Annotated in this window: 17 protein-coding genes; 13 read left to right on the forward strand and 4 right to left on the reverse strand. The window is 71.2% G+C overall.

What is annotated here, in order from left to right; genetic code table 11:
- The first annotated feature begins 5 nt into the window (after nucleotides 1-5).
- Both ABKA17_RS31750 and ABKA17_RS31755 read left to right on the forward strand, forming a co-directional pair.
- A complete protein-coding gene (locus ABKA17_RS31750; protein ID WP_353695739.1) occupies nucleotides 6-953 on the forward strand; it encodes an ATP-binding cassette domain-containing protein in 948 nt (315 codons plus the stop codon).
- Nucleotides 950-1,738: an ABC transporter permease gene (locus ABKA17_RS31755; RefSeq protein ID WP_353695740.1), complete on the forward strand. Its 789-nt coding sequence runs from the start codon at nucleotides 950-952 to the stop codon at nucleotides 1,736-1,738. Before ABKA17_RS31750 ends, ABKA17_RS31755 begins: the two co-directional genes overlap by 4 nt.
- A gap of 226 nt (nucleotides 1,739-1,964) precedes the next feature.
- On the opposite strand, the gene ABKA17_RS31760 is transcribed toward ABKA17_RS31755, so the two are convergent.
- The 3 genes from ABKA17_RS31760 to ABKA17_RS31770 form a co-directional block, all read right to left on the reverse strand.
- The gene (locus ABKA17_RS31760) at nucleotides 1,965-2,234 is read right to left on the reverse strand and encodes a hypothetical protein (RefSeq protein WP_353695741.1); all 270 of its coding nucleotides are present in this window, start codon (nucleotides 2,232-2,234) and stop codon (nucleotides 1,965-1,967) included.
- A gap of 126 nt (nucleotides 2,235-2,360) precedes the next feature.
- Entirely contained in the window at nucleotides 2,361-3,170 is an 810-nt protein-coding gene (locus ABKA17_RS31765; RefSeq protein WP_353695742.1) for an anti-sigma factor, read from the reverse strand.
- Nucleotides 3,167-3,709 carry a sigma-70 family RNA polymerase sigma factor gene (locus tag ABKA17_RS31770; RefSeq protein ID WP_353695743.1) on the reverse strand — a complete coding sequence of 181 codons (543 nt, stop codon included), beginning with the start codon at nucleotides 3,707-3,709 and terminating at the stop codon, nucleotides 3,167-3,169. The genes ABKA17_RS31765 and ABKA17_RS31770 overlap by 4 nt, the downstream gene beginning before the upstream one ends.
- A gap of 231 nt (nucleotides 3,710-3,940) precedes the next feature.
- On the opposite strand from ABKA17_RS31770, the gene ABKA17_RS31775 reads away from it, so the two are divergent.
- Genes ABKA17_RS31775 through ABKA17_RS31790 form a run of 4 tightly spaced genes read left to right on the forward strand, consistent with a single transcriptional unit; the run spans nucleotide 3,941 to nucleotide 10,289 of the window.
- Complete coding sequence (locus ABKA17_RS31775; RefSeq protein WP_353695744.1) at nucleotides 3,941-5,476, forward strand: DUF4331 domain-containing protein; 1,536 nt, start codon at nucleotides 3,941-3,943, stop codon at nucleotides 5,474-5,476.
- A gap of 41 nt (nucleotides 5,477-5,517) precedes the next feature.
- A complete protein-coding gene (locus ABKA17_RS31780) occupies nucleotides 5,518-6,945 on the forward strand; it encodes a tetratricopeptide repeat protein (RefSeq protein ID WP_502994440.1) in 1,428 nt (475 codons plus the stop codon).
- On the forward strand, nucleotides 6,942-8,642 hold the full coding sequence (locus tag ABKA17_RS31785) for a nickel/cobalt transporter (protein WP_353695746.1): 1,701 nt from the start codon (nucleotides 6,942-6,944) through the stop codon (nucleotides 8,640-8,642). Before ABKA17_RS31780 ends, ABKA17_RS31785 begins: the two co-directional genes overlap by 4 nt.
- A 57-nt stretch (nucleotides 8,643-8,699) precedes the next feature.
- Nucleotides 8,700-10,289: a serine/threonine-protein kinase gene (locus ABKA17_RS31790; RefSeq protein WP_353695747.1), complete on the forward strand. Its 1,590-nt coding sequence runs from the start codon at nucleotides 8,700-8,702 to the stop codon at nucleotides 10,287-10,289.
- 4 nt (nucleotides 10,290-10,293) lie between these two features.
- Here the strand turns inward: ABKA17_RS31790 and ABKA17_RS31795 are convergent, their stop codons facing one another.
- Entirely contained in the window at nucleotides 10,294-11,088 is a 795-nt protein-coding gene (locus tag ABKA17_RS31795) for an SGNH/GDSL hydrolase family protein (RefSeq protein ID WP_353695748.1), read from the reverse strand.
- A gap of 314 nt (nucleotides 11,089-11,402) precedes the next feature.
- Here ABKA17_RS31795 and ABKA17_RS31800 point away from each other — a divergent pair, with 314 nt between their 5' ends.
- The 7 genes from ABKA17_RS31800 to ABKA17_RS31830 all read left to right on the forward strand — a co-directional run bounded on the left by ABKA17_RS31800 (nucleotide 11,403) and on the right by ABKA17_RS31830 (nucleotide 21,113).
- Entirely contained in the window at nucleotides 11,403-12,605 is a 1,203-nt protein-coding gene (locus tag ABKA17_RS31800) for a S8 family peptidase (RefSeq protein ID WP_353695749.1), read from the forward strand.
- Nucleotides 12,606-12,785: 180 nt separating this feature from the next.
- Nucleotides 12,786-13,211 carry a hypothetical protein gene (locus ABKA17_RS31805; RefSeq protein WP_353695750.1) on the forward strand — a complete coding sequence of 142 codons (426 nt, stop codon included), beginning with the start codon at nucleotides 12,786-12,788 and terminating at the stop codon, nucleotides 13,209-13,211.
- Between the two features lies 1 nt (nucleotide 13,212).
- A complete protein-coding gene (locus ABKA17_RS31810; RefSeq protein WP_353695751.1) occupies nucleotides 13,213-14,310 on the forward strand; it encodes a GNAT family N-acetyltransferase in 1,098 nt (365 codons plus the stop codon).
- 376 nt (nucleotides 14,311-14,686) lie between these two features.
- A complete protein-coding gene (locus ABKA17_RS31815; RefSeq protein WP_353695752.1) occupies nucleotides 14,687-15,508 on the forward strand; it encodes a glycosyltransferase family 2 protein in 822 nt (273 codons plus the stop codon).
- A complete protein-coding gene (locus ABKA17_RS31820) occupies nucleotides 15,505-16,503 on the forward strand; it encodes a glycosyltransferase family 2 protein (RefSeq protein ID WP_353695753.1) in 999 nt (332 codons plus the stop codon). The genes ABKA17_RS31815 and ABKA17_RS31820 overlap by 4 nt, the downstream gene beginning before the upstream one ends.
- Nucleotides 16,496-17,296: a polysaccharide deacetylase family protein gene (locus tag ABKA17_RS31825; protein WP_353695754.1), complete on the forward strand. Its 801-nt coding sequence runs from the start codon at nucleotides 16,496-16,498 to the stop codon at nucleotides 17,294-17,296. Before ABKA17_RS31820 ends, ABKA17_RS31825 begins: the two co-directional genes overlap by 8 nt.
- Nucleotides 17,289-21,113, forward strand: coding sequence for a lipopolysaccharide biosynthesis protein (locus ABKA17_RS31830; RefSeq protein WP_353695755.1), 3,825 nt, complete (start codon nucleotides 17,289-17,291; stop codon nucleotides 21,111-21,113). The genes ABKA17_RS31825 and ABKA17_RS31830 overlap by 8 nt, the downstream gene beginning before the upstream one ends.
- Nucleotides 21,114-21,132: the final 19 nt, after the last annotated feature.

A 21,132-nucleotide genomic window follows, 5' to 3' on the forward strand; every position in this document is an offset into this window, starting at 1 on the left:
GTCGCATGACTTCTACGTACGCTGTACTTAGTGAAGGTCTGGAGCGCCGGTTCCGTGACGTCCACGCGCTGCGCGGGCTCGATCTCGCGGTCGAGGAGGGCGCGGTCTGCGGGCTGCTCGGGCCGAACGGCGCGGGGAAGACGACCGCGGTCCGGGTGCTGACCACGCTGCTGCGGCCGGACGCCGGGACGGCCCGGGTCGCCGGGTACGACGTGGTGCGGGAGGCGGCGAAGGTCCGCCGCCGGATCGCGGTCACCGGGCAGTACGCCTCGGTGGACGGCGACCTCACCGGCGCCGAGAACCTGCGGCTGTTCGCACGACTGCTGCGCGCCCCGCGGACCCGCGCCGACGAACTGCTGGAGCGCTTCGGTCTGACCGGCGCCGCCGACCGGCCCGTGCGCACCTACTCGGGAGGCATGCGCCGCCGTCTCGATCTCGCCGCGAGCCTCGTCGCCCGGCCCGCCGTGCTGTTCCTGGACGAGCCGACGACCGGGCTCGATCCGCACAGCAGGAACGAGATCTGGGACGCCGTACGGGAGTTGGTGGGCGAGGGCACCACCGTGCTGCTGACCACGCAGTATCTGGAGGAGGCCGACCGGCTGGCCGACCGGGTCGTGCTGATCGACGAGGGCCGGGCCGCGCACCAGGGCACTCCGGACGAGCTGAAGGCGCAGATCGGGCGGTACGCCGAGGTGGTCGTCGCCGAGGACGGCGGCACCCCCGCGCTGCACGCGGCCGCCGTGGTCCTCGACCAGCTGACCGGCGCGCGGCCGGTGCTCGACGCCGAGCGGCGCACCGCCGGAGCGGTCGTCCTCGACCCGGGCCTCACACTCCCGCGTATCGTCCGCGAACTCGACGCCGGCCGGGTGCCGGTCGTCGACGCGAGCCTGCGTCCCCCCACCCTCGACGAGGCCTTCCTGCGCCTCACCGCACGAGAGGAGGTCGCCGTATGAGCGTGAACGCGGTGATCCACGACGGTACGGCGGTCCTGGGCCGTCACTTGCAGAAGGTCCGGCACGCGCCGGCGATCACGGTCATGACCCAGACGATGCCCATCGTCTTCCTGCTGTTCTTCGGCTATGTCTTCGGCAGCGCGCTCGCGATGCCGGGCGAGGAGTACCGCGCGTTCCTGGTACCGGGGATGCTGGTGGCGACCGTATCCAACGGGATCATGACCGGGATGTTCACCGCCGCGGCGGACTCCCATCGCGGGGTGATGGACCGCTTCCGCACACTGCCGATCAGCCGCTCGGCGATCCCGGTGGGTCAGGCGGCGGCCGATCTGCTGACGACGGCCGTGGGGCTGGTCCCGCTGCTGCTGGTGGGGCTGGCGATGGGCTGGCGCGTCGAGGACGGGTGGCTCGCGGCGCTGGGCGCCTTCGGTCTGCTGCTGCTCTTCCGGCTCGCCGCGACCTGGGTGGGCATCCTGCTGGGGCTCGCCTCACGCAGCGAGGAGGCGGCCGGGCAGCTGGGCGGGGCGACCTTCATGCTGCCCCTGCTGTCCAACGCCTACATCCCCGTCGACGGCATGCCGGGCTGGCTGCGCACCCTCGCCGAGTGGAACCCGATCAGCGCGGTCACCACGGCCGTACGGGATCTCTGCGGCAACGCCGCGATCCCGGAGGGTGCCGCCTGGCCGGTGGCGCACCCGGTCGCCGGGTCGTTGATGTGGTGCGCGGTGCTGATCGGGGTGTGCGCGCCGCTGGCGGTACGTCGGTACGCGCACGGGGAGCGCTGAGCCGAGCACTGAACTGCTGTTCGCCGGATGTGACTTCGGGACGCCCATGGCCCAACTACTGGGCCCTGCCGGTGACTTCGAGCGGGGGTGGGGGGTGGTGTACCCGCGCCCGGTGGACGTACCTGGCGCTGCCGCATGCCGTGGGGATGACGGACGACGGAGTCGCGGCAGGGCGCCGGGGCGGTACGGCCGGCCGGGCGCGGGTCAAAACGCCTGAGCGTGCGGGCTAGCGCCCGCCGAACAGCGACCGGCGCAGTCGACGCAGCGGAGCGAAGAGCGAGACGCGACGGACGCGCGCACCCCTGTCGCTGCGGTTCTGCGCGGGTTCACGGGCGGTCAGCTCACGCATCAGCGAAGTGGCCTCGGCCGCCTCACGCTGCGGGACGACAGGGCCGCCCAGCACCGAGAGATGGCGGTCGAGGCGCGAACTGGTCGCGCTGCTCCCGCAGATGATCGCAGGGACTCGCGCCCTGCTGCGCACTGTTATCTGTTCCATGTCACTCCCCACCCGTACGAGTCCACCCGGCCCGGGCAGGTTAACCCTATCGCCCTCAGGGGGCACTCGTGTATCGCGGTCACAGGATTCACCTTCCCCGTAAGGGTGTTGACGACCCCTCCGCGATTACTCTCCGAATCCAACCGATTTCAGGGCGAGTTGGACAACCGGCTGTGTAGTGGGCTGCGCGGAACCTCCGTCGGGCTCGACGGTTACTGCCAGTGACGTCGCGGACTTGTCGAGACCGGACGTGACCAAGGGCGTGTCGGTGGCGAAGAGCCCGAGGGAGCGTGGTTGCGCGCCGGGGCGCATGAGCCACAACTGGTTCACGCGGTCCCCCGGAATGTCGTCGTATCCGCTGAGGGTGACGACCGCGCTCCCCTCCGACGCCGAGGCGACCACGCCGATACTGCGACCGCGCGCGTCCTTGCCGGTGCTCGCCCGGGCGTCCGGAGCTGCGAGAACGTGGGCGATCTCACGTGCCTGGGCCCGCTCGGCGTTGAGTTGGTCCCGGGTGTCATTCGCCTGTACGGCGAACAGGGAGGCGACCACGAGAGCCGCGGCGGCCGTGGCGGTGGCGAACGGCACGAACAGGGGTCGGCGCTCGCGGGGCGCACGGGAGCGTGCCGGCGGCGCCTGGGTGCCCCAGACGTGCGGCGGCAGCTGCGGCTCGTGCGCGCGCACCGGCTCCTGCGCGGTGGTGCGTACGGCGGCGAGCACCCGGTCGCGCATGGCGGGGGGCGCCGGGGCGACCGTCGACCAGGCGAGGCGCGCGGCGTCCTCGGCCAGGGCGCGGACCTCGGCGGCACAGACCTGACAGTTCTTCAGGTGTTTCTCGAAGCGGGCCCGCTCGGCGGGCTCCAGGGCGTCGAGCGCGTAGGGCGCGGCCAGCGAGTGCGGGTCGTCGCGGCCGAGCAGCCGGTCGAGGACGCTCACGCCACACCTCCCATGCACTCGCGCATCCGGGTCAGTCCGTCACGCATCCGGGTCTTGACGGTGCCCAGCGGCAGCGAGAGCCGCTCGGCCACTTCACGGTACGTGTAGCCGTCGTAGTAGGCGAGGGTCACCGACTGGCGCTGGAGCTCGGTGAGCCGTTGCAGACACCGGCGCACCCACTCGCGTTCGAGGCCGGCCTCGACCTCCTCGGTGACCTGGTCGAAGGCGGGGCCGTTGGACCGCCGGGCCACCCGCAGCTCGCGCTCGCCGGCCGCGCGGGCGCTGCGCACCCGGTCCACTGCCCGGCGGTGGGCGAGGGTGAGGACCCACGACAGGGCGCTGCCCCGGCCGGGGTCGAACCGCGCGGCGGACCGCCAGAGTTCGAGGAGCACCTCCTGGGCCACCTCCTCGGACTGTGCCGGGTCCCGCACCACCCGGCGCACCAGCCCGAACACCGGCCCGGAGACCAGTGTGTACAGCTCCTCGAATGCCTTCTGGTCACCGCCCGCCACGAGCACCAGAAGCTCGTCCGCCTCCAACTCGTCTCCCCCTCCCGCAAAACCGCATCTGGGCCGTCCGACCCCACGAGGTATTCGCAACGAACACACCTCCGGATGGGGTTACGGATCAGCGACCGCAAAACGCGGGTCGCCGTTCGATGAAACAAGATTCCCGATCCGCCGTAAGAACGTTTGGGATTCGACCAATCCACCCTGCCGACCGCTCCGAATCAGCGTTCGTCAGGCAAGTTGGGACTGAGGACGGACGGCATGACACCTATCTCCAGGAGCGGTGCGGGGCGCAGGAGCGTCGCGACCCTCATATGCGCTTCGCTGGCCGCCGGAGGCCTCGCAGCCGCCAGTGTGGCCGCGCTGGAACCGGGGGCGGCCAACGCCTCCAGTCACCGGGAGGCCCCGCTCATCTCCGGGGACCCGCAGTACGACAACACCGACGTGTACGCGTTCGTCAGCCCGGACAAGCCGGACACGACGACGATCATCGCGAACTGGATCCCGTTCGAGGAGCCGGCCGGCGGACCGAACTTCTTCACGTTCGCCGAGGACGCCCAGTACGACATCCACATCGACAACAACGGTGACGCGCAGGGCGAGCTGCTCTACCGCTACACGTTCAAGACGCACGTCAAGAACGACAAGACCTTCCTGTACAACACGGGTCCCGTGGAGAGCCTCGACGACCCGGACCTGAACATCACGCAGACCTACGACGTCGACCTCGTCAAGCTGAAGAACCAGCGCGTGGTGTCGAAGACGAAGGTCGCCGACGACGTGCCGGTGGCGCCCTCGAACGTCGGCAAGGCGTCGATGCCGGACTACAACAAGCTGCGCAAGGAAGCGGTCTACAAGCTGCCGGGCGGCTCGACGACCTTCGCCGGCCAGGCCGACGACCCGTTCTTCCTTGACCTGCGGGTCTTCGACCTGCTGTACGGCGGGAACCTCTCCGAGGTCGGCCGGGACACCCTCAAGGGCTACAACGTCAACTCCATCGCCCTCCAGGTGCCGACGGACATGATCGCCGAGTCGCACGAGCAGCCGATCGTGGGCATCTGGTCGACGACCCAGCGCAAGAACGCGCAGGGCTACTACAGCCAGGTCTCGCGGCTGGGCATGCCGCTGGTCAACGAGGTCGTCAACCCCATCAAGGACAAGGACAAGTTCAACGCGTCCGCGCCCTGGGAGGACGCCCAGTTCCTCAAGAACGTGACCAACCCGGAGCTGCCGAAGCTCATCGAGGCGATCTACAAGATCAAGGCGCCCGCCGAGCCCCGCAACGACCTGGTCGACGTGTTCCTCAAGGGCGTCAAGGGCCTCAACCAGCCGCCGAACGTACGGCCGGCGGAGGAGCTGCGGCTCAACACCTCGATCAAGCCCACCCACGACCCCAAGCGGCTCGGTGTGCTGGACGGCGACAACGCGGGCTTCCCGAACGGGCGTCGGCTCTCCGACGACGTGCTCGACGCCGCGCTCCAGGTCGTCGAGGGTGAACTGGTCGGCGCCAAGAACGACTTGGGCGACGCGGTCGACAAGAACGACAAGAAGTTCGGCAAGTCCTTCCCGTACCTGGCCAACCCGACCGCGGGCTCCCGCGGGAAGCTGGCCAAGGGGGTCAGCGGCGGCAACGACGTCCGCAACCAGCTGGGCGACGCCCTTCAGCCGGCCGGCTCCTCGACCGGCATGGACGACACCACGCTGATCGCCGCCTCCGCGGGGGCGGGCGCGGCCGGTATCGCACTGATCGGCGCCGGGCTCATGTGGTGGCGTCGGATGCGGACCCGGCCCTACTAGGCCGCCACCGCCACCCCGACTGGCGCGGCCCGCACGTACTCATCCCCCACGGCGCGGGCCGCGCCTGCACATCCAGCCAACCGATCTTCCAGGAGAGGGCAATGGTCCCGGGTACGAACGACGACGAGACGGCGGCCACCGGACGGCGGCTGCGTGCCGTGCAACTCGGCGGGTCCGCCGTTCTGTTGGCCATTGCCCTCACCACCGGTTCCCTCGCGGTCGGCGCCCTGCGCGACGACGGCGGCAGTACCGTGGCGGCCGCGCAGAGCGCCGTGTCGCCGGCGATGATCTCCAGCGGGGACCTCGACGGGACCATCGCCTCCATACAGGCCCATCTGCGGTCCCAGCCCAAGGACTTCGGCGGCTGGGCCACCCTCGGACTCGCCTACGTCGAGCAGGCCCGCACCAAGGGCGACCCGTCCCGCTATCCGCAGGCCGAGAAGGCGCTGAACCGGTCGCTGGAGCTCAAGGGCGACAACGAGCAGGCCCTCGCCGGCCGGGCCGCCCTGGCCGCCGCCCGGCACGACTTCGACGACGCCCTGAAGTACGCGGACCGGACCCTGAAGCAGAACCCCTACAACGAACGCGCCCTGTCCTCCCGTATCGACGCCCTCGTCGAACTCGGCCGCTACCCGCAGGCCGCGAAGGCCGCCGACACGGCCGACTCCCGCAGGCCGGGCATCCCGGTCTTCACGCGGTACGCCTACGTCCACGAGCTGCGCGGTGACGTGACGACGGCCAAGCGGGTCCTGAAGCAGGCTCTCGGGTCGGCCTCGACCCCCGGCGACAAGGCGTACGTCGCCACCCAGCTGGGTCAACTCGCCTGGAACCAGGGGGAGTACAAGGACGCGCTCACCTACTACGCGCGGGCCCTGGCCGCCGACGACGAGTATCTGCCCGCCCTCGAGGGCAGGGCCCGTGCGCAGGCCGCGAGCGGCGACGAGAAGGAAGCGGTCCGCGGTCTGGAGAACGTCGTCGCCCGCTTCCCGCTGCCCGGCCCGCTCGTCGAGCTCGGTGAGCTGTACGAGAAGCGGGGCGACCGCGCCGAGGCCGACGACCAGTACGCCCTCGTCGACGCCTGGACGGCGCTCGCCCGCGCCAACGGCGTCAACGCCGACCTGGACACCGCGCTCGCCGCCGCCGACCACGGGGACAAGAAGGCGGCGCTGCGCGCGGCCCGCGCCGAGTGGGACCGCCGGCACACCGTGCACACGGCGGACGCGCTGGCCTGGGCCCTGCACGTCAACGGCAAGGACGAGGAGGCCCTCCTGTACGCGCGCCGGGCCACCGCGACCGGCTACCGCAACGCCGCGTTCCTCTACCACCGCGGCGTCATCGAACGCGCCACCGGCCACGACAAGGACGCCCGCACCCATCTGACGGCGGCACTGAAGCTCAACCCCGGCTTCTCACCCCTGGGCGCGGACAAGGCCCGCGCGGCGCTCAAGCAACTGGAGGCGGCCAAGTGAGGTCCCGTCGTCTGTTCGCCTCCGGTGCGGCCGCCGTCACGGCCGCGTGCGCGCTCGTGCTCCTCCCCTCCCAAGCGGCGAGCGCGCATCCCCTCGGCAACTTCACCGTGAACCGTTACGACGGTCTTGTCGCCGCCCCCGGACAGCTCCGCGTCGACCATGTCGAGGATCTCGCCGAGATCCCGGCGACCCAGGCGAAGCCGGACATCGAGCGGCAGGGCATGACCGAGTGGGCCGCCGACCGGTGCGCGACGGCCGCCCGGGGCAGCGAGGTCACCGTCGACGGCCGTACCGTCCATCTGAGCGTGCGGAGCAGTGAGGCGCGGGTGCGGCCCGGGCAGGCGGGGCTCGACACCCTGCGCGTGGAGTGCGAGCTGACTGCGCCTCTTCCCGAGAGCTCCACGGTCGCCCTGGGCTTCCGCAGCGCGGGCGCGGACTCCGGGCCGGGCTGGCGGGAGATCACCGCGCGCGGTGACCGGATGACGCTCACCGCGTCGGACGTACCGAAGAAGTCCGTGTCCGGTGAACTGACCGACTATCCGCAGGAGTTGCTCTCCTCCCCCGCCGACACCACGACGGCGGAGCTGCGGGCGCGTCCCGGCGGCCCCGCCCTGGCCGAGGAGCGGACGGACGCCCCGGCGGCCTCCGTGCTCCCTCGCGGGGCCGACCGCTGGACCCGGGCGCTGGACTCCCTGGTGGCCCGCCACGACCTGACCTTCGGTTTCGCCGCGCTGGCCGTGTTCATCGCCGTGGCGCTCGGCGCGCTGCACGCGCTCGGCCCGGGGCACGGCAAGACCCTGATGGCCGCGGTCGCGGCGGCCCGCGGCGGCAAGGCCCGCCTCCGGGACGTCATGCCCATGGCCGCGTCGGTCACGGTCACCCACACCCTGGGCGTGGTCGCCCTGGGCCTGCTGGTCACGGCCGGCTCGGGCGCGGCGCCCTCGGTGATCACCTGGCTGGGCATCGCGAGCGGGGTACTGGTGTTCGGGGCGGGCCTGACGCTCGTACGCCGGGCCTGGCACCACCGGCAGCACGCACGGGGCGACGGGCACACGCACGGGCAGGGCCACGGGCACGGACACGCTCATGACCACGACCACGACCACGGACACCCGCACGACCACGGGCACGACGACCGCGGGCCCGGGCACTCCCACGAGCACGCGCCCGCCGAGGCACCCGCACGCGAGCTGGCCCTGGTGTCCGCGCACTCCCACGCGGCGTCGGAGAGCCACGCCCCCACCCACACCCCGCACAGTCACGACCACGACCACACCCACGACCACCCCCACCCGCACGACCACGCCGTCGAACACACCCACGGCGGCTTCACGCACACCCACTCCACCGCTCCCACCGTCCGCGGCACGATCCTGCTCGGCTTCGCCGGCGGTCTCGTGCCGAGCCCCTCGGCCGTCGTCGTCCTGGTCGGTGCCATGGCGCTGGGCCAGGCCTGGTTCGGCTTCCTGCTCGTCGTCGCCTACGGCGTCGGTCTCGCGCTGACTCTCACCGCCGCGGGGTTCGCCGTCGTGAAGCTGGGTAACGGAATGAACCGGCTGCTGGACCGGCGCCCCCGCTGGACCACGCACCCGGTCACCGCGCTCGTCCGCAGGTCCGCGCCGCTGATGTCGGCGTTCCTCGTCGTGGCGCTCGGAGCGGGTTTGGTGCTCAAGGGGGCGGCATCCGCACTTGGCTGAGCTACTTTTGGGGAGAAATGACGCGAAGTCGTGCGGAGTTGCGAATGGGGGACGCCCGTGTCCGAAGAGCCGGGCAGTGAACGTCTGATCGCGGGCCGCTACCGCCTCCTGTCCCCGCTCGGCGAGGGCGGTATGGGAACCGTGTGGCGGGCCCGCGACGAGGTGCTGCACCGCGAGGTCGCGGTGAAGGAGGTGCGCGCGCCCTCGGGACTGGCGGGGTCGGACGTCGAGCGGATGTACGCCCGGCTGGAACGCGAGGCATGGGCCGCGGCCCGGGTCTCCAACCGCAATGTGGTGACGGTGTACGACGTGGCCACCCAGGACGGCCGCCCGTGGATCGTGATGGAGCTGATCCGCGGTGTCTCCCTGGCCGACGCCCTGGACGCGGAGGGCCCGGTCTCCCCGCAGCGCGCGGCGCACATCGGCGCCGAGGTTCTCGCAGCGCTGCGCGCCGCGCACGAGGCGGGTGTGCTGCACCGGGACGTGAAGCCGGCCAACGTGCTGCTGTCGAACGACGGCCGGGTCGTGCTGACCGACTTCGGGATCGCCATGGTCGAGGGCAGTTCGGCACTCACGATGACCGGCGAGGTCATCGGCTCGCCCGAGTTCCTGGCCCCGGAGCGGGCGCTCGGCCGCACCCCTGGCCCCGAGTCCGACCTGTGGTCGCTGGGCGTGCTGCTGTACGCCGCGGTCGAGGGAAACTCACCGTTCCGCCAGAACACCCCGCTGAACACCCTGCGCGCGATCGTCGACGACGAGTTGCCGCCACCGCACCGGGCCGGCCCGCTCACCCCCGTCATCGAGGGCCTGCTGCGCAAGGACCCGGCGGAGCGGCTGTCCGCCGACCGCGCCGAGCAGGACCTGCGGATCATCGGTGCCGGCGGCACCCTGCGCGCCGACGCGCCGCCGCCGACGCCGTACCCGCCGACGATGGCCGCCTTCCCGGCGGAACCGTCGACGGCCCCCTTCCCGACGGCGCCCACGACCCCCACGCCGCCCGCCGCGACCACCAGGACGTCGCCCGAGCCCCCCGAGCGCAACCGCAAGGCCGCCGTGGTCCTGATCGCGGGCCTCGCCGCCCTGGCGCTGGCGATCGCGGGACTGACGTACGCCCTGCTGAACGGCGACGACAACGGCGGGAAGGAGAGCGGCGGCGAGACGAGCCGGTCGGCGACGACCACGCCGAGCGAGACGGACGAGGAGAGCGAGGAGCCGCCGCCGCCTTCCACTCCGGACAAGACCACGACCAGCGCGCCACCGCCGGTGACCGTCCAGGCCACGCTCGCGGGGGCGAACACCGAGTACTCGGGGACCTGTCCGCCGCCGAACGCCGAGGCCCCCTCCTTCACGGCGACGATCACGGTGAGCCGGGTGCCGGCCGAGGTGCGCTACCGCTGGGTGTCGTCTGACGGTGATGTCATGGACAGCGGCTGGAAGACGCTGTCGTTCCCGGCGGGCGGCGGCACGTCCAAGCAGGACAAGGTGGTCGCGACGACGAGCAACGACAGCGGGACGTTCGAGAGCGACATCAGTGTCGAGGTCCAGGATCCGGAGCACGTGACATCCAACTCGGTGCCGTTCTCGGTGACCTGTGAGGCGGAGACCCCGACGGGCGGGGCCTCCCCTTCTCCCACTCCTACCGAGTGACGGATCAGGCGGCGCTGTTCAGAACGGGCAGATAGCCGCCGGACTGGCCGGCCGCGGTGGGGTGGTACGACTCGCCGATGTTGAACCAGTTGACGCTGTGCAGCCAGGAGCTGCCGGAGCAGATCTCGTGGCCGGTGAAGGTGGAGCGGACGTCGCCCCAGCTGAAGCCGTGGTTCGCGGCGCGCTTGGCGATGGCGTTGTCGAGATAGTCGGCGGCGTCGTTGATCGCCTTGCGCTTGGTCTCGGACAGGCCGAGACAGGTGGCGCCGAGCTTGTAGAAGCGCGGGTAACCGAGCACCACGACATGGGCGTTGGGGGCCTTGGCGCTGATCGCCGAGTAGACGTTGTCGAGTTGGCCGGGCAGCGTCGAGTCGACGTACGCCTTCGCGGTGTTGATGCGGGACAGGCAGGAGCTGTCGGACTGGAGCACACAGGTGGTCATGACGTCGGAGAAGCCGGCGTCGTTGCCGCCGATGCTGATGGAGACCAGGGCGGTGGCACTGTTCAGCGGGGCCAGCTGGTTCGCCAGAACATCACCCGTTCGAGCGCCGGAGCAGGCCGTGAAGTTGAACGACGACGGTGAGTGGGCGGCGGCCCAGAGGTAGGGGTGCGCCTTGGTGCTGCGCTTGCAGTCGCCGCTGGAGGAGATGTAGCTGCCGGCGCCCACTCCGGAGGAGTAGGAGTCGCCGAGGGCCACGTACGGGCCGGGTGCGGCCTGCGCGGGGGTTGCCCCCGCGAGTGCGGCGCCGGCGGCGAGGAGGAGCGAGGTGACGTAAGCGGCAAATCGGGAACGTCTCATGGAACCTCCCTTTAGCAGGATCTCTGCCACAACCGTCGTAGCAACTACGCGTGTTGACGGGAAGTGTCCATGCCAAGACTTTTCCGTCCTTACCCATCGCCCCGCATATGTTCATGGCGTGTTTGATTGCGCGTACATGACAGATTTGTTGACAGCTCCTCAACTCCCTTGGCCTACGCCCGTAGATGGCCGACTCTTTACTCAGCCCGGGACGGGAACGCGACGTTCCGGGTCGTGTGCGCGAGCACGCGCACGCCCCCCACGGACGCGCACCCCACACCGACGCGCGTCGCCTAAGAGGAGGACTCCCTCGTATGGCACCACTGCGTAAGTACCGGTTCGCCGCGATAACCAGCCTGGCGACCGCCGCCCTCGTGGGCGGGCTGACCGCCCTTCCCGCCGAGGCCGCCCCGGCCGAGGGCAAGGTCCTTGCCGCCGGCTCCCCCACGGCGATCAAGGACAGCTACATCGTCACGCTCAAGAAGGGTGCCGCCGGCCTCAAGTCGTCGTCGGCCGACGGCAAGAACCTGGTCAAGGAGTACGGCGGCACGGTCAGGAAGACGTTCGGCGCCGCGCTGAACGGCTACTCCGCCACCCTCTCCGCCGCCGAGGCGAAGAGACTCGCCGCCGACCCGGCCGTCGCCTCCGTCGAGCAGAACCAGCGCGTCCACGTGGACGCCACCCAGACCAGCGCCCCCTGGGGCCTGGACCGCATCGACCAGGCCGCGCTGCCGCTCTCGGGCACCTACACCTACCCGGACACCGCGGGCGCCGGCGTGACGGCCTACGTCATCGACACCGGCGTACGGATCACCCACTCGCAGATCAGCGGCCGTGCCTCGTACGGCTACGACGCGGTCGACGGCGACACCACCGCCTCCGACGGCAACGGCCACGGCACCCACGTGGCCACGACGATCGCGGGATCCACCTACGGCGTCGCCAAGCAGGCGAAGATCGTGGCGGTCCGGGTGCTCGACAACGCCGGCTCCGGCACCACGGCGGGCGTCATCGCGGGCATCGACTGGGTGACCGACAACCACTCCGGCCCCTCGGTCGCCAACCTCTCGCTCGGCGGCAGCGCGTCCACCACCCTGGACACCGCGGTCCGCAACTCCATCGCCAGCGGCGTGACCTACGCGGTGGCGGCCGGCAACAGCAGCGCCAACGCCTCCTCGTACTCCCCGGCCCGGGTCACCGAGGCCATCACCGTCGGCGCCACGACCAGCACCGACGCCCGGGCCAGCTACTCGAACTACGGCTCGGTCCTGGACATCTTCGCGCCGGGCTCCTCGATCACGGCGGGCTGGTACACCAGCGACACCGCGACGAACACCATCTCCGGCACGTCGATGGCCACGCCGCACGTCGCGGGCGCGGCCGCCGTCTACCTGGCCGGCCACACCTCGGCGACCCCGGCCCAGGTCGCCTCGGCCCTGACCGCCGGTGCCACCACCAGCGTGGTCACCAGCCCGGGCAGCGGTTCGCCGAACCGGCTTCTGAGGCTCGTCCCGTAGCCCTCACGCGGCGCACCACCTGAACGACCGTTTCCCCGGAGGCGACTTCCGCCTCCGGGGAACACTTGTCTCATTGTCCGTACCAACCGTGATGCGCGGGCTTTTACGCTCTTGACGGCCCCGGCGCCCCTGCGCGACATTGAAGCCTCGCATCCGGCGCTTCAGGGGGCAAAGTCGCCAATGCAGACCATACGTATCAGGACATCATCAACGGACGGCGCCGAGCGCGCCCGACCGGGTCCGGCCAGGGACCTGTCGCCATTGCTCGCGGGCGCCGCGACGGCCGTCGGGGGGCTCGGCGCGATCCTCGCGCTGGTCGACTCGGACTCACCGTTGCGCGGCCCGTTCACCCTGTTCTTCCTGCTGACGGCACCGGCCGTGGCCATCGCCGCCGCGCTCGGCGGGCTGGCACCGCTCGGCCGGGTGCTCACCGCGCTCGCGGGCTCGGTCGTCGTCAACATGCTGGTCGCGCAGGGCATGCTGGCCACGCACCGATGGTCGTGGCGGGGCGGGATCGTGGCGGTGACCGCGATCAGCGCCCTTCTCCTCCTGCTGGTCTGGGTGCGACGGCGACCCGGCCGTACGGCGACGGGACGGACTCCCTGACGTGGACATCAGCGTGTACCGCCCCGGCGAGCTCAGCGCGGCCGACCGGGCGGCGTGGACGTCGTTGCAGTCCAAGGCCCACCTCCAGGGGTCGCCGGAACTGGCGAACCCGTTCCTGTCCCCCGAGTTCGCGCTCGCGGTGGGCCGGTACCGGCGGGGTGTACGGATCGCGGTGGTGCGCGAGGGCGGGGAGCCCGCCGCGTTCTTCCCGTACCAAAGGAGCGTCACCGGAGTGGGGCGGGCCGTGGGGCTCGGCATCTCGGACGCGCAGGGGCTGGTGCACCGGCCCGGGTTCACCTGGGACGCGCAGGAACTGCTGCGCGCCTGCGGGCTCGCGCTCTGGGAGTTCGACCACCTGGTGGAGGGCCAGGAGCCGTTCGCGACCGGGGCCACCGGCAGCTTCCCGTCCCCGGTCATGGACGTCGACCAGGGCTACGACGCCTATCTGGCCCATCTGCGCGCCCACGCGCCGAAGTTCACCAGGACCACGCTCGCCAAGGAGCGCAAGCTCGGCCGGGACGCCGGCGAGCTGCGCTACGTCCACGACGAGCGCGACCCCGTGGCGCTGCGCACCCTGATGGGCTGGAAGTCCGCCCAGTACCGCAGGACCGGGCGCAGCGACCGTTTCGCCCACGCCTGGATCACCCAGCTCGTGGAGCACCTGTTCCACACCCGGTCCGAGCCGTTCGCGGGGATCCTGTCGGTGCTGTACGCGGGCGGCAAGCCGATCGCGGCGCACTTCGGACTCCGCAGCGAACGGGTGCTGGCCTGCTGGTTCCCGGCGTACGACCCGGCGTTCTCGAAGTACTCACCGGGGCTGGTCCTGCATCTGCGGATGGCCGAGGCGGCCGCCGCCGACGGCATCGCGTACCTCGATCTGGGGCGGGGGCAGAAGGAGTACAAGGACTCCCTGCGGACACGGGAGATCTCCGTGTCGGAGGGGTGGGTGACCCGGCGTCACCCGGTCGCACTCGGACACAGGGCGCGCCGCGCCCCGGTCCGGGCGCTGCGCAACACCGTCCAGTCGCGGCCGGAGCTGTTCGAGCCGGCGGACCGGATGCTGAAGCGGATGGGGCAGCTCCGTTCAAGGAACGAATAGGTTCCGTAACGGTCAAACCAACAAAAACGTGAGGCCTGGTTCCAGGTCTTGCCATACGGGTTCAATCGTCAATACCGTCATACATCTCACCCGTGTCGGAACGTCACCCAGCGGTACTAGGGGAGGGCTCAAGGACCGCGACGGACCGGGGCGGGGCGCGGTAGGGGGGTGCCGTGCTCGGTGACCGCACTTGTGACCGAGTCGTGCCGCGCGACCGGCGGCCGTTTTGGTCGTCGGCCGGCTTTGCCAGCTCACCCGGGCGTGCTCGGAGATCCCTTTCGGCATGCCGTAGGTGAACAAACCCCCCTTTCGAACCGGACAACAGCCGGGCCGCCCAGGGGCGGGCGGTCCAGCCGGACGAGAGGGAACCAGACTCATGAGCTCAGTGCTGCGCTCGGCGACCACGGGCCAGGATCTGTCCACGGCCGGGAAGTACCGGCCTGTCTCCACTCACCTGGCCATAGCGCCACCGGTGAGTGTCGTGATCCCCGCCATGAACGAGGCGGAGAACCTTCCGTACGTCTTCAAGACCCTGCCCGACTGGATCCACGAAGTGGTCCTGGTGGACGGGAACTCCACGGACGACACCGTCCAAGTGGCCCGCGATCTGTGGCCGGAGGTGAAGGTCGTCCGGCAGTCCGGCAAGGGCAAGGGCGACGCGCTGATCACCGGGTTCGAGGCGTGCACCGGCGACATCATCGTGATGGTCGACGCGGACGGCTCGGCCGACGGCAACGAGATCCTCAGCTATGTCTCCGCCCTGGTCTCGGGCGCGGACTTCGCCAAGGGGTCCCGGTTCGCCAACGGCGGCGGCACGGACGACATGACCTTCATCCGCAAGCTCGGCAACTGGGCGCTGTGCACCATCGTCAACCGCAAGTTCGGCGCCCGCTACACGGATCTCTGCTACGGATACAACGCGTTCTGGCGGCACTGCCTGGACAAGATCGACCTCGACTGCACGGGCTTCGAGATCGAGACCCTGATCAACATCAGGGTGGTCAAGGCGGGCCTGAAGGTGCAGGAGATACCCAGCTACGAGTACCTCCGCATCCACGGCGCCAGCAACCTGCGCGCCGTGCGGGACGGGTTCCGGGTGCTCAAGGTGATCCTCGGCGAGCGCTCCAACCGGCGTGAGCTGCGCCGCCAGGCCCATCACTCCCCGATGCTCGACTCGGTCCGGGGAGAGGTGTCTTGAGCGGTCCCGACATCTCCGTCGTGATCTGCGTGTACACCGAGGACCGCTGGGAGGACATCCTCGCGGCGGTCTCCTCGGTCGGTGCGCAGTCGTACCCGGCGCGGGAGACGCTGCTGGTCGTCGACCACAACACGGCGCTCCTGGACCGGCTGGCCAAGGAGTACAAGGACTTCTCGGACTCCGGTGAGGTGCGGGTGCTCGCCAACGCGGGCCCCCGTGGCCTGTCCGCGGGGCGCAACACCGGGATCGCCGCCTCGCGCGGCGAGGTGGTCGCCTTCCTCGACGACGACGCCGTCGCCGAACGGGACTGGCTGCGCCACTTCGCCGCCGGGTACGCCGACCCGCGGGTGATGGCCGTGGGCGGTCGTACGGTGCCGATCTGGGCGTCGGGACGTCGTCCGGCCTGGTTCCCCGAGGAGTTCGACTGGGTGGTGGGCTGCACGTACAAGGGGCTGCCGCCCGGTCTGGTGCGGGTGCGCAACGTGCTCGGGGGCAACGCCTCGTTCCGGCGTACGGCGTTCGACGCGGCCGGCGGTTTCGCCACCGGTATCGGGCGGGACGGCGACAAGCGGCCGCTGGGCTGCGAGGAGACGGAGCTGTGCATCCGGCTCACCCGGGCGCGGCCCGACGCGGTCCTGCTGATCGACGACCGGGCGGTGATCCATCACCGGGTGCCCGAGGCACGTGAGCACTTCGGGTACTTCCGCACCCGCGCCTACGCCGAGGGCCTGTCGAAGGCGCTGGTGGCGCGAAGTGTCGGCGCGGACAAGGGACTCGAGTCCGAACGCCGGTACACCACCCGGGTGCTGCCCGCCGGGGTGGTGCGCGGACTGCGCGACGCCGCGCTGGCCCGGCCGGGCGGCGCCGGGCGGGCGGGCGCGATCGTCGCGGGGGTGCTGACGGCCGCCGGTGGGTACGTGGTGGGCAGTGTCCGGGCCCGGAAGGGCGGCGCCACGTTCCAGGTGGCGCGGATCGAGGGGGGCTCCGATGGCTGACACGCGCGTGCCGGTGCTCATGTACCACGCGGTGGCGGCCGACCCGAACGAGGCCACCCGCGAGCTGTCCGTCACCCCGGAGGCCTTCGCCGAGCAGATGGAGATCATCGGCGACTCGGGCCACACGCCCGTCACCACGGCCGAGTTGGCGGCGCACTGGCGCTCGGGCCGTCCGCTGCCCGAGCACCCGGTGCTGGTCACCTTCGACGACGGCTACGAGGGGGTGCACCGGCACGCCCTGCCCGTGCTCGCCAAGCACGGCTTCCCGGCCACGCTGTTCGTGTCCACCGGGTGGCTGCGCGGCCCGCACGACAACGGCCGGGCCCTGGACACCATGCTGGACTGGCCGCAGGTGCGCGAACTCGCCGCGGAGGGCGTCGAGATCGGCGGGCACAGCCACACCCACCCGCAGCTCGACCAGCTCGACGACGACTCCCTGCGCCGCGAGCTGATCCTCTGCAAGGAGATCGTGGCCGACCAACTCGGCACCGTCCCGGCCTCGTTCGCCTACCCGTACGGCTACTCCAGCCGCCGGGTGCGGGAGAAGGTCCGTGAGACGGGGTACGCCCAGGCGCTCGCCGTCGGCAACGGCCTCGCCCGTCGCCGCCAGGGGCCGTACGCGCTGCTACGGGTCACCGTGCGGCGCGGTACGGACGCCGAGGAGTTCCGTCGGCTGATCGAAGGCCGGGCCATCGCCCGGAACTTCGCCCGGGACCGCGCGTTCACCAAGGGGTACGCCATGGTCCGAAGAGCACGACAGGTCCGCCGGAAGGCCATCCGTTCCCGTGTCTGACACGACGACCACCCCCGAGGCCACCGAGCCCGTCACCGAGGCGCCCGAGCAGTCGGGGCGCCGCTTCCGGCTACCCGGGATAGGCCGGTCGCCGGGCGGCAGCCAGCTGTTCCGCAACGCCTACGCCCTGATGCTGAACACGGGCATCTCCGCCGTGCTCGGGCTGGGCTTCTGGCTGGCCGCGGCCCGCCACTACTCCGAGTCCGCGGTCGGGCAGGGCTCCGCCGCGATCGCCGCGATGAAGCTCCTCGCGGGGCTGACCGCGGTGACCCTGACCGGCGCCCTGGCCCGCTTCATACCGGTCGCGGGCCGGGCCACCGGACGACTCATCTTCCGTACGTACGCGGGCAGTTCGGTGATCGTGGCGCTGGCCGCGGGCGTCTTCCTGCTCACGCTGGGCCTGTGGGGGCCGTCGTACGGCTTCCTCAACGACCCCTCGCACGCGCTGTTCTTCGTGCTCGCGGTCGTCGCCTGGTCGGTGCTGACCCTTCAGGACGGGGTGCTGACCGGGCTGCGCAGCGCGCTGTGGGTGCCGGTCGGCAACACCGTGTTCTCCGCGGTGAAGCTGGTGCTGCTGGTCGCCTTCGCCACCGCGATCCCCACCATGGGCGTCTTCGTGTCGTGGGTCGCGGCCATCGCGGTGTCGGTGCTGCCGCTGGGCTGGCTGGTGTTCCGGCGGCTGGTGGCCCGGCATGTGAAGGCGACCGAGGACCATGCGCGGCCGCCGTCGATGAAGGAGATCGGGCGCTTCCTCGCGGGCGACTACACCGGCTCCCTCTTCTCGCTCGCCGTGGTCTACCTGGTCCCGGTGATCGTCGCCGCGCAGGTCAGCTCCGAGGACAACGCGTACTTCTACATCACGACGACCATCGGCGGCACGGTCAACCTGCTCGCCATCAACATGGGCGCCTCCCTCACGGTCGAGGGCTCCCACGACCCGGGCCGGCTGGCCGCCAACACCCGGGCCGCGCTCAGGCGCATGGCGCGGATCATGCTGCCGGTGTGCGCGGTCCTGTTCTTCGGCGCGCCCTGGATCCTCGGCGTCTTCGGCACGGGCTACGCGGACGCGGCGACCCCGCTGCTGCGCTGGTTCGCGGTCGGCGCGGTGCTGCGGGTCGTCATGGAGACGTACTTCGCGGTGCTGCGCGCGCAGAGCCGTACGGCCGGACTGGCGTGGCTCCAGGGCCTGTTGTGCGCTCTGGTGCTCGGGCTGACGCTGCTGCTGCTCCCCCGGATGGGGCTGACCGGCGCCGGTGTCGCGGAGATCTCCTCGCTCGCGGTGATCGTGGCGATCGCGGCGCCCAAGCTGTACAAGATCCTCAAGGCTTCGCCCGCGGGGGCCGTCCCCGAGGACGCGGCGCCCGACGGGGACCTCGCCGACCTGGGGGCGCGCGAGGCCACCGTCCCGCTGGGCGTCCGCAGGCGCGGGCCCGCCTGGGCGCTGGACCAGGACACGCTCGGTCTCGGCATCCACGTCGACTTCGACCACCTGGAGCGCCGCCCCGACGTCCGGCCCGGTCCGGGCACACCGCCCACGGGTACGCCCGTGGTGCGTCCCGAGCCGCACCCGGAGCCGCACCGCCCGACCTGGGCGAAGCTGCCCGAGGTGGGGCTGCCGGTGGAGGAGCGGGAGCCGGGGTCCGAGGCCTCGCTGGGACCGGTGGAGGTGCCCGAAGGCCCGGCCGAGCCGGAGGTGGACGCGCCCTTCGAGCCCGCCCGCGCGGTCGTACGGGAGGAGCCGCCCGTACGGGAAGAGGTTTTGGTGTCAGAGGAGCCGCCGCTCCTGTCGTGGCGGGAGCGGCTCCAGCCCAGCCGGGTCGGGGTCGTGCTCGGGTGTCTGCTGACCGCCGCGCTGCTGCTGTACTGGGTGCCCGCGCTGCGCCTCGGCGAGGCCGACCTGGACGAGATGGGCGGGCTCGGGCTGATCTCCGTGCTGCCGCTGCCCACCCTGGTCGGTGCCGCGCTGCTGGCCGTGGCCTTCGCCTCGCTGCTCTGGCTGGGCCGTGAGCACAAGGCGCTGCTGCTGGTGACGCTGCTGGCGACGGTCGTGTCGCTGCACGCGCTGCCCGCGGTGATCGAGACGGAACCCCGGTTCGCGACCGCCTGGCAGCATCTGGGCTTCCTCGACTACATCGACCGGACCGGCTCGGCCGTGCCCGACCTGGACGCGCGCTGGAGCTGGCCGGGCTTCTTCGCGGCGGCCGCGTTCGTCGCCGAGGCCTGCGGGGTCACGGACTTCACCGAAGTGATCCGCTGGTGGCCGCTGGCCATCCAACTCCTCTATCTGGCACCGATGTTCCTGCTGGTCCGCTCGATGCGGGCGAGCTGGCGGGCCAAGTGGACCGGCCTGTGGGTGTTCGTGCTGTCCGGCTGGGTCGGCCAGGACTACTTCTCCCCGCAGGGCTTCACGTATCTCCTCTATCTGGTGTTCGCGGCGCTCCTGCTGGTCTACTTCCGCGCCCCGCGGGTGATCTGGACGACGAAGCGACCCGGCGAGGCGGAGGTCGAGCCGGCGAACCGACGGCAGCGCGCGGTCCTGCTGATGGTCCTCATAGGGCTGTTCGCGGCGAGCGTCCCGGCCCACCAGCTCACCCCGTTCGTGATGCTGGGCGTGCTGGCGGCGCTGGTGATGATCGGCAAGTCCGAACTGCGCGGTCTGCCCATCCTGTTCGCCGTCATGGTGGCCGTGTGGGTGGGCTTCATGGCCGAGCCGTACTGGTCCGGGCACTTCGACGAGCTCTTCGGCGGGGTCGGCGGCGTCGGCGGCAATGTGCAGTCGTCGGTGGGCGGTCGTATCGAGGGCGGCAGTTCGACGCACAAGCTCGTCCTCTACACCCGCGTACTGCTGGCCGGCGGCGTGATGGCGTTCGCCTGCTGGGGCTGGTGGCGCCGCCGCGACCACCACTACCGGGAGCGCTCGCTGCTCGTGCTGACCTTCGTGCCGTTCCTGGGCTTCGGCATGCAGTCCTACGGCGGCGAGATGGCGCTGCGGGTCTTCATGTTCGCCCTGCCCGGCGCGGCCCTGCTGATGGGCCTCGCGCTGTTCCCGCGCACCGGGATCACGGCGAAGGAACGCGACAAGGACCGGGTGAGCCTGGCCCCGCTGGCCGCGCTCATGGCGGGTCTGCTCCTCATGGGCGGCTTCCTGATCGCCCGTTGGGGCAACGAGCCGTTCGAGCGGATCCGGCCTGGCGAGGTCGCCGCGATGGAGTACGTGTACGCCCACGACGACCCGACGGTCCGGTTGCTGTGGCTGAGCAACGACACGGTCGACAACGTGACGCCTGCGATGCCGTGGGGCGCCCGGGACATGGAGAAGGTCGAGTACGTGCCGACGCTGGCACCGACCGACCCGGTGCTGGTGTCGAGCCTGGTCAAGGCGCTCAGGGACGCGGGGCCGAACTCGTATCTGATGATCAACCGCAGCCAGGTGACCTATCTCGAACTGGACGTCGGCTACTCGAAGTCCTGGGAGCCGCGGCTGATCCAGAACCTGGACAAGCGGGCGGAGCTGAAGAAGGTCTTCGTCAACACGGACGTCACCATGTACGCGCTGGCCAAGCAGCCCGCGGGCAAGGTGCCGCAGGCGGATCCGGGCCCGATCGGGCCGCAGGTGACGTGGACGCCCTGGTCGGTGGTGGGCGGTCTCGCGGCCCTCGCCCTGATCGTGCTGCTGACGGCACGCGAGGTGATCCGGGTCGCGGTCCGGCCGAGCGTGCGGCAACTGCGGTGGCTCCAGAGCAGCTTCTGGTTCTCACTGCCGCTGCTGGCGGTGCTGCTGGCCTCGCTGGTGCAGCGGTTCCTGACCATGAAGTAGCGCCGTGCGGTTCCTACGA

The sequence above is a fragment of the Streptomyces sp. RG80 genome (assembly GCF_040446465.1).
GTDB lineage: Bacteria > Actinomycetota > Actinomycetes > Streptomycetales > Streptomycetaceae > Streptomyces.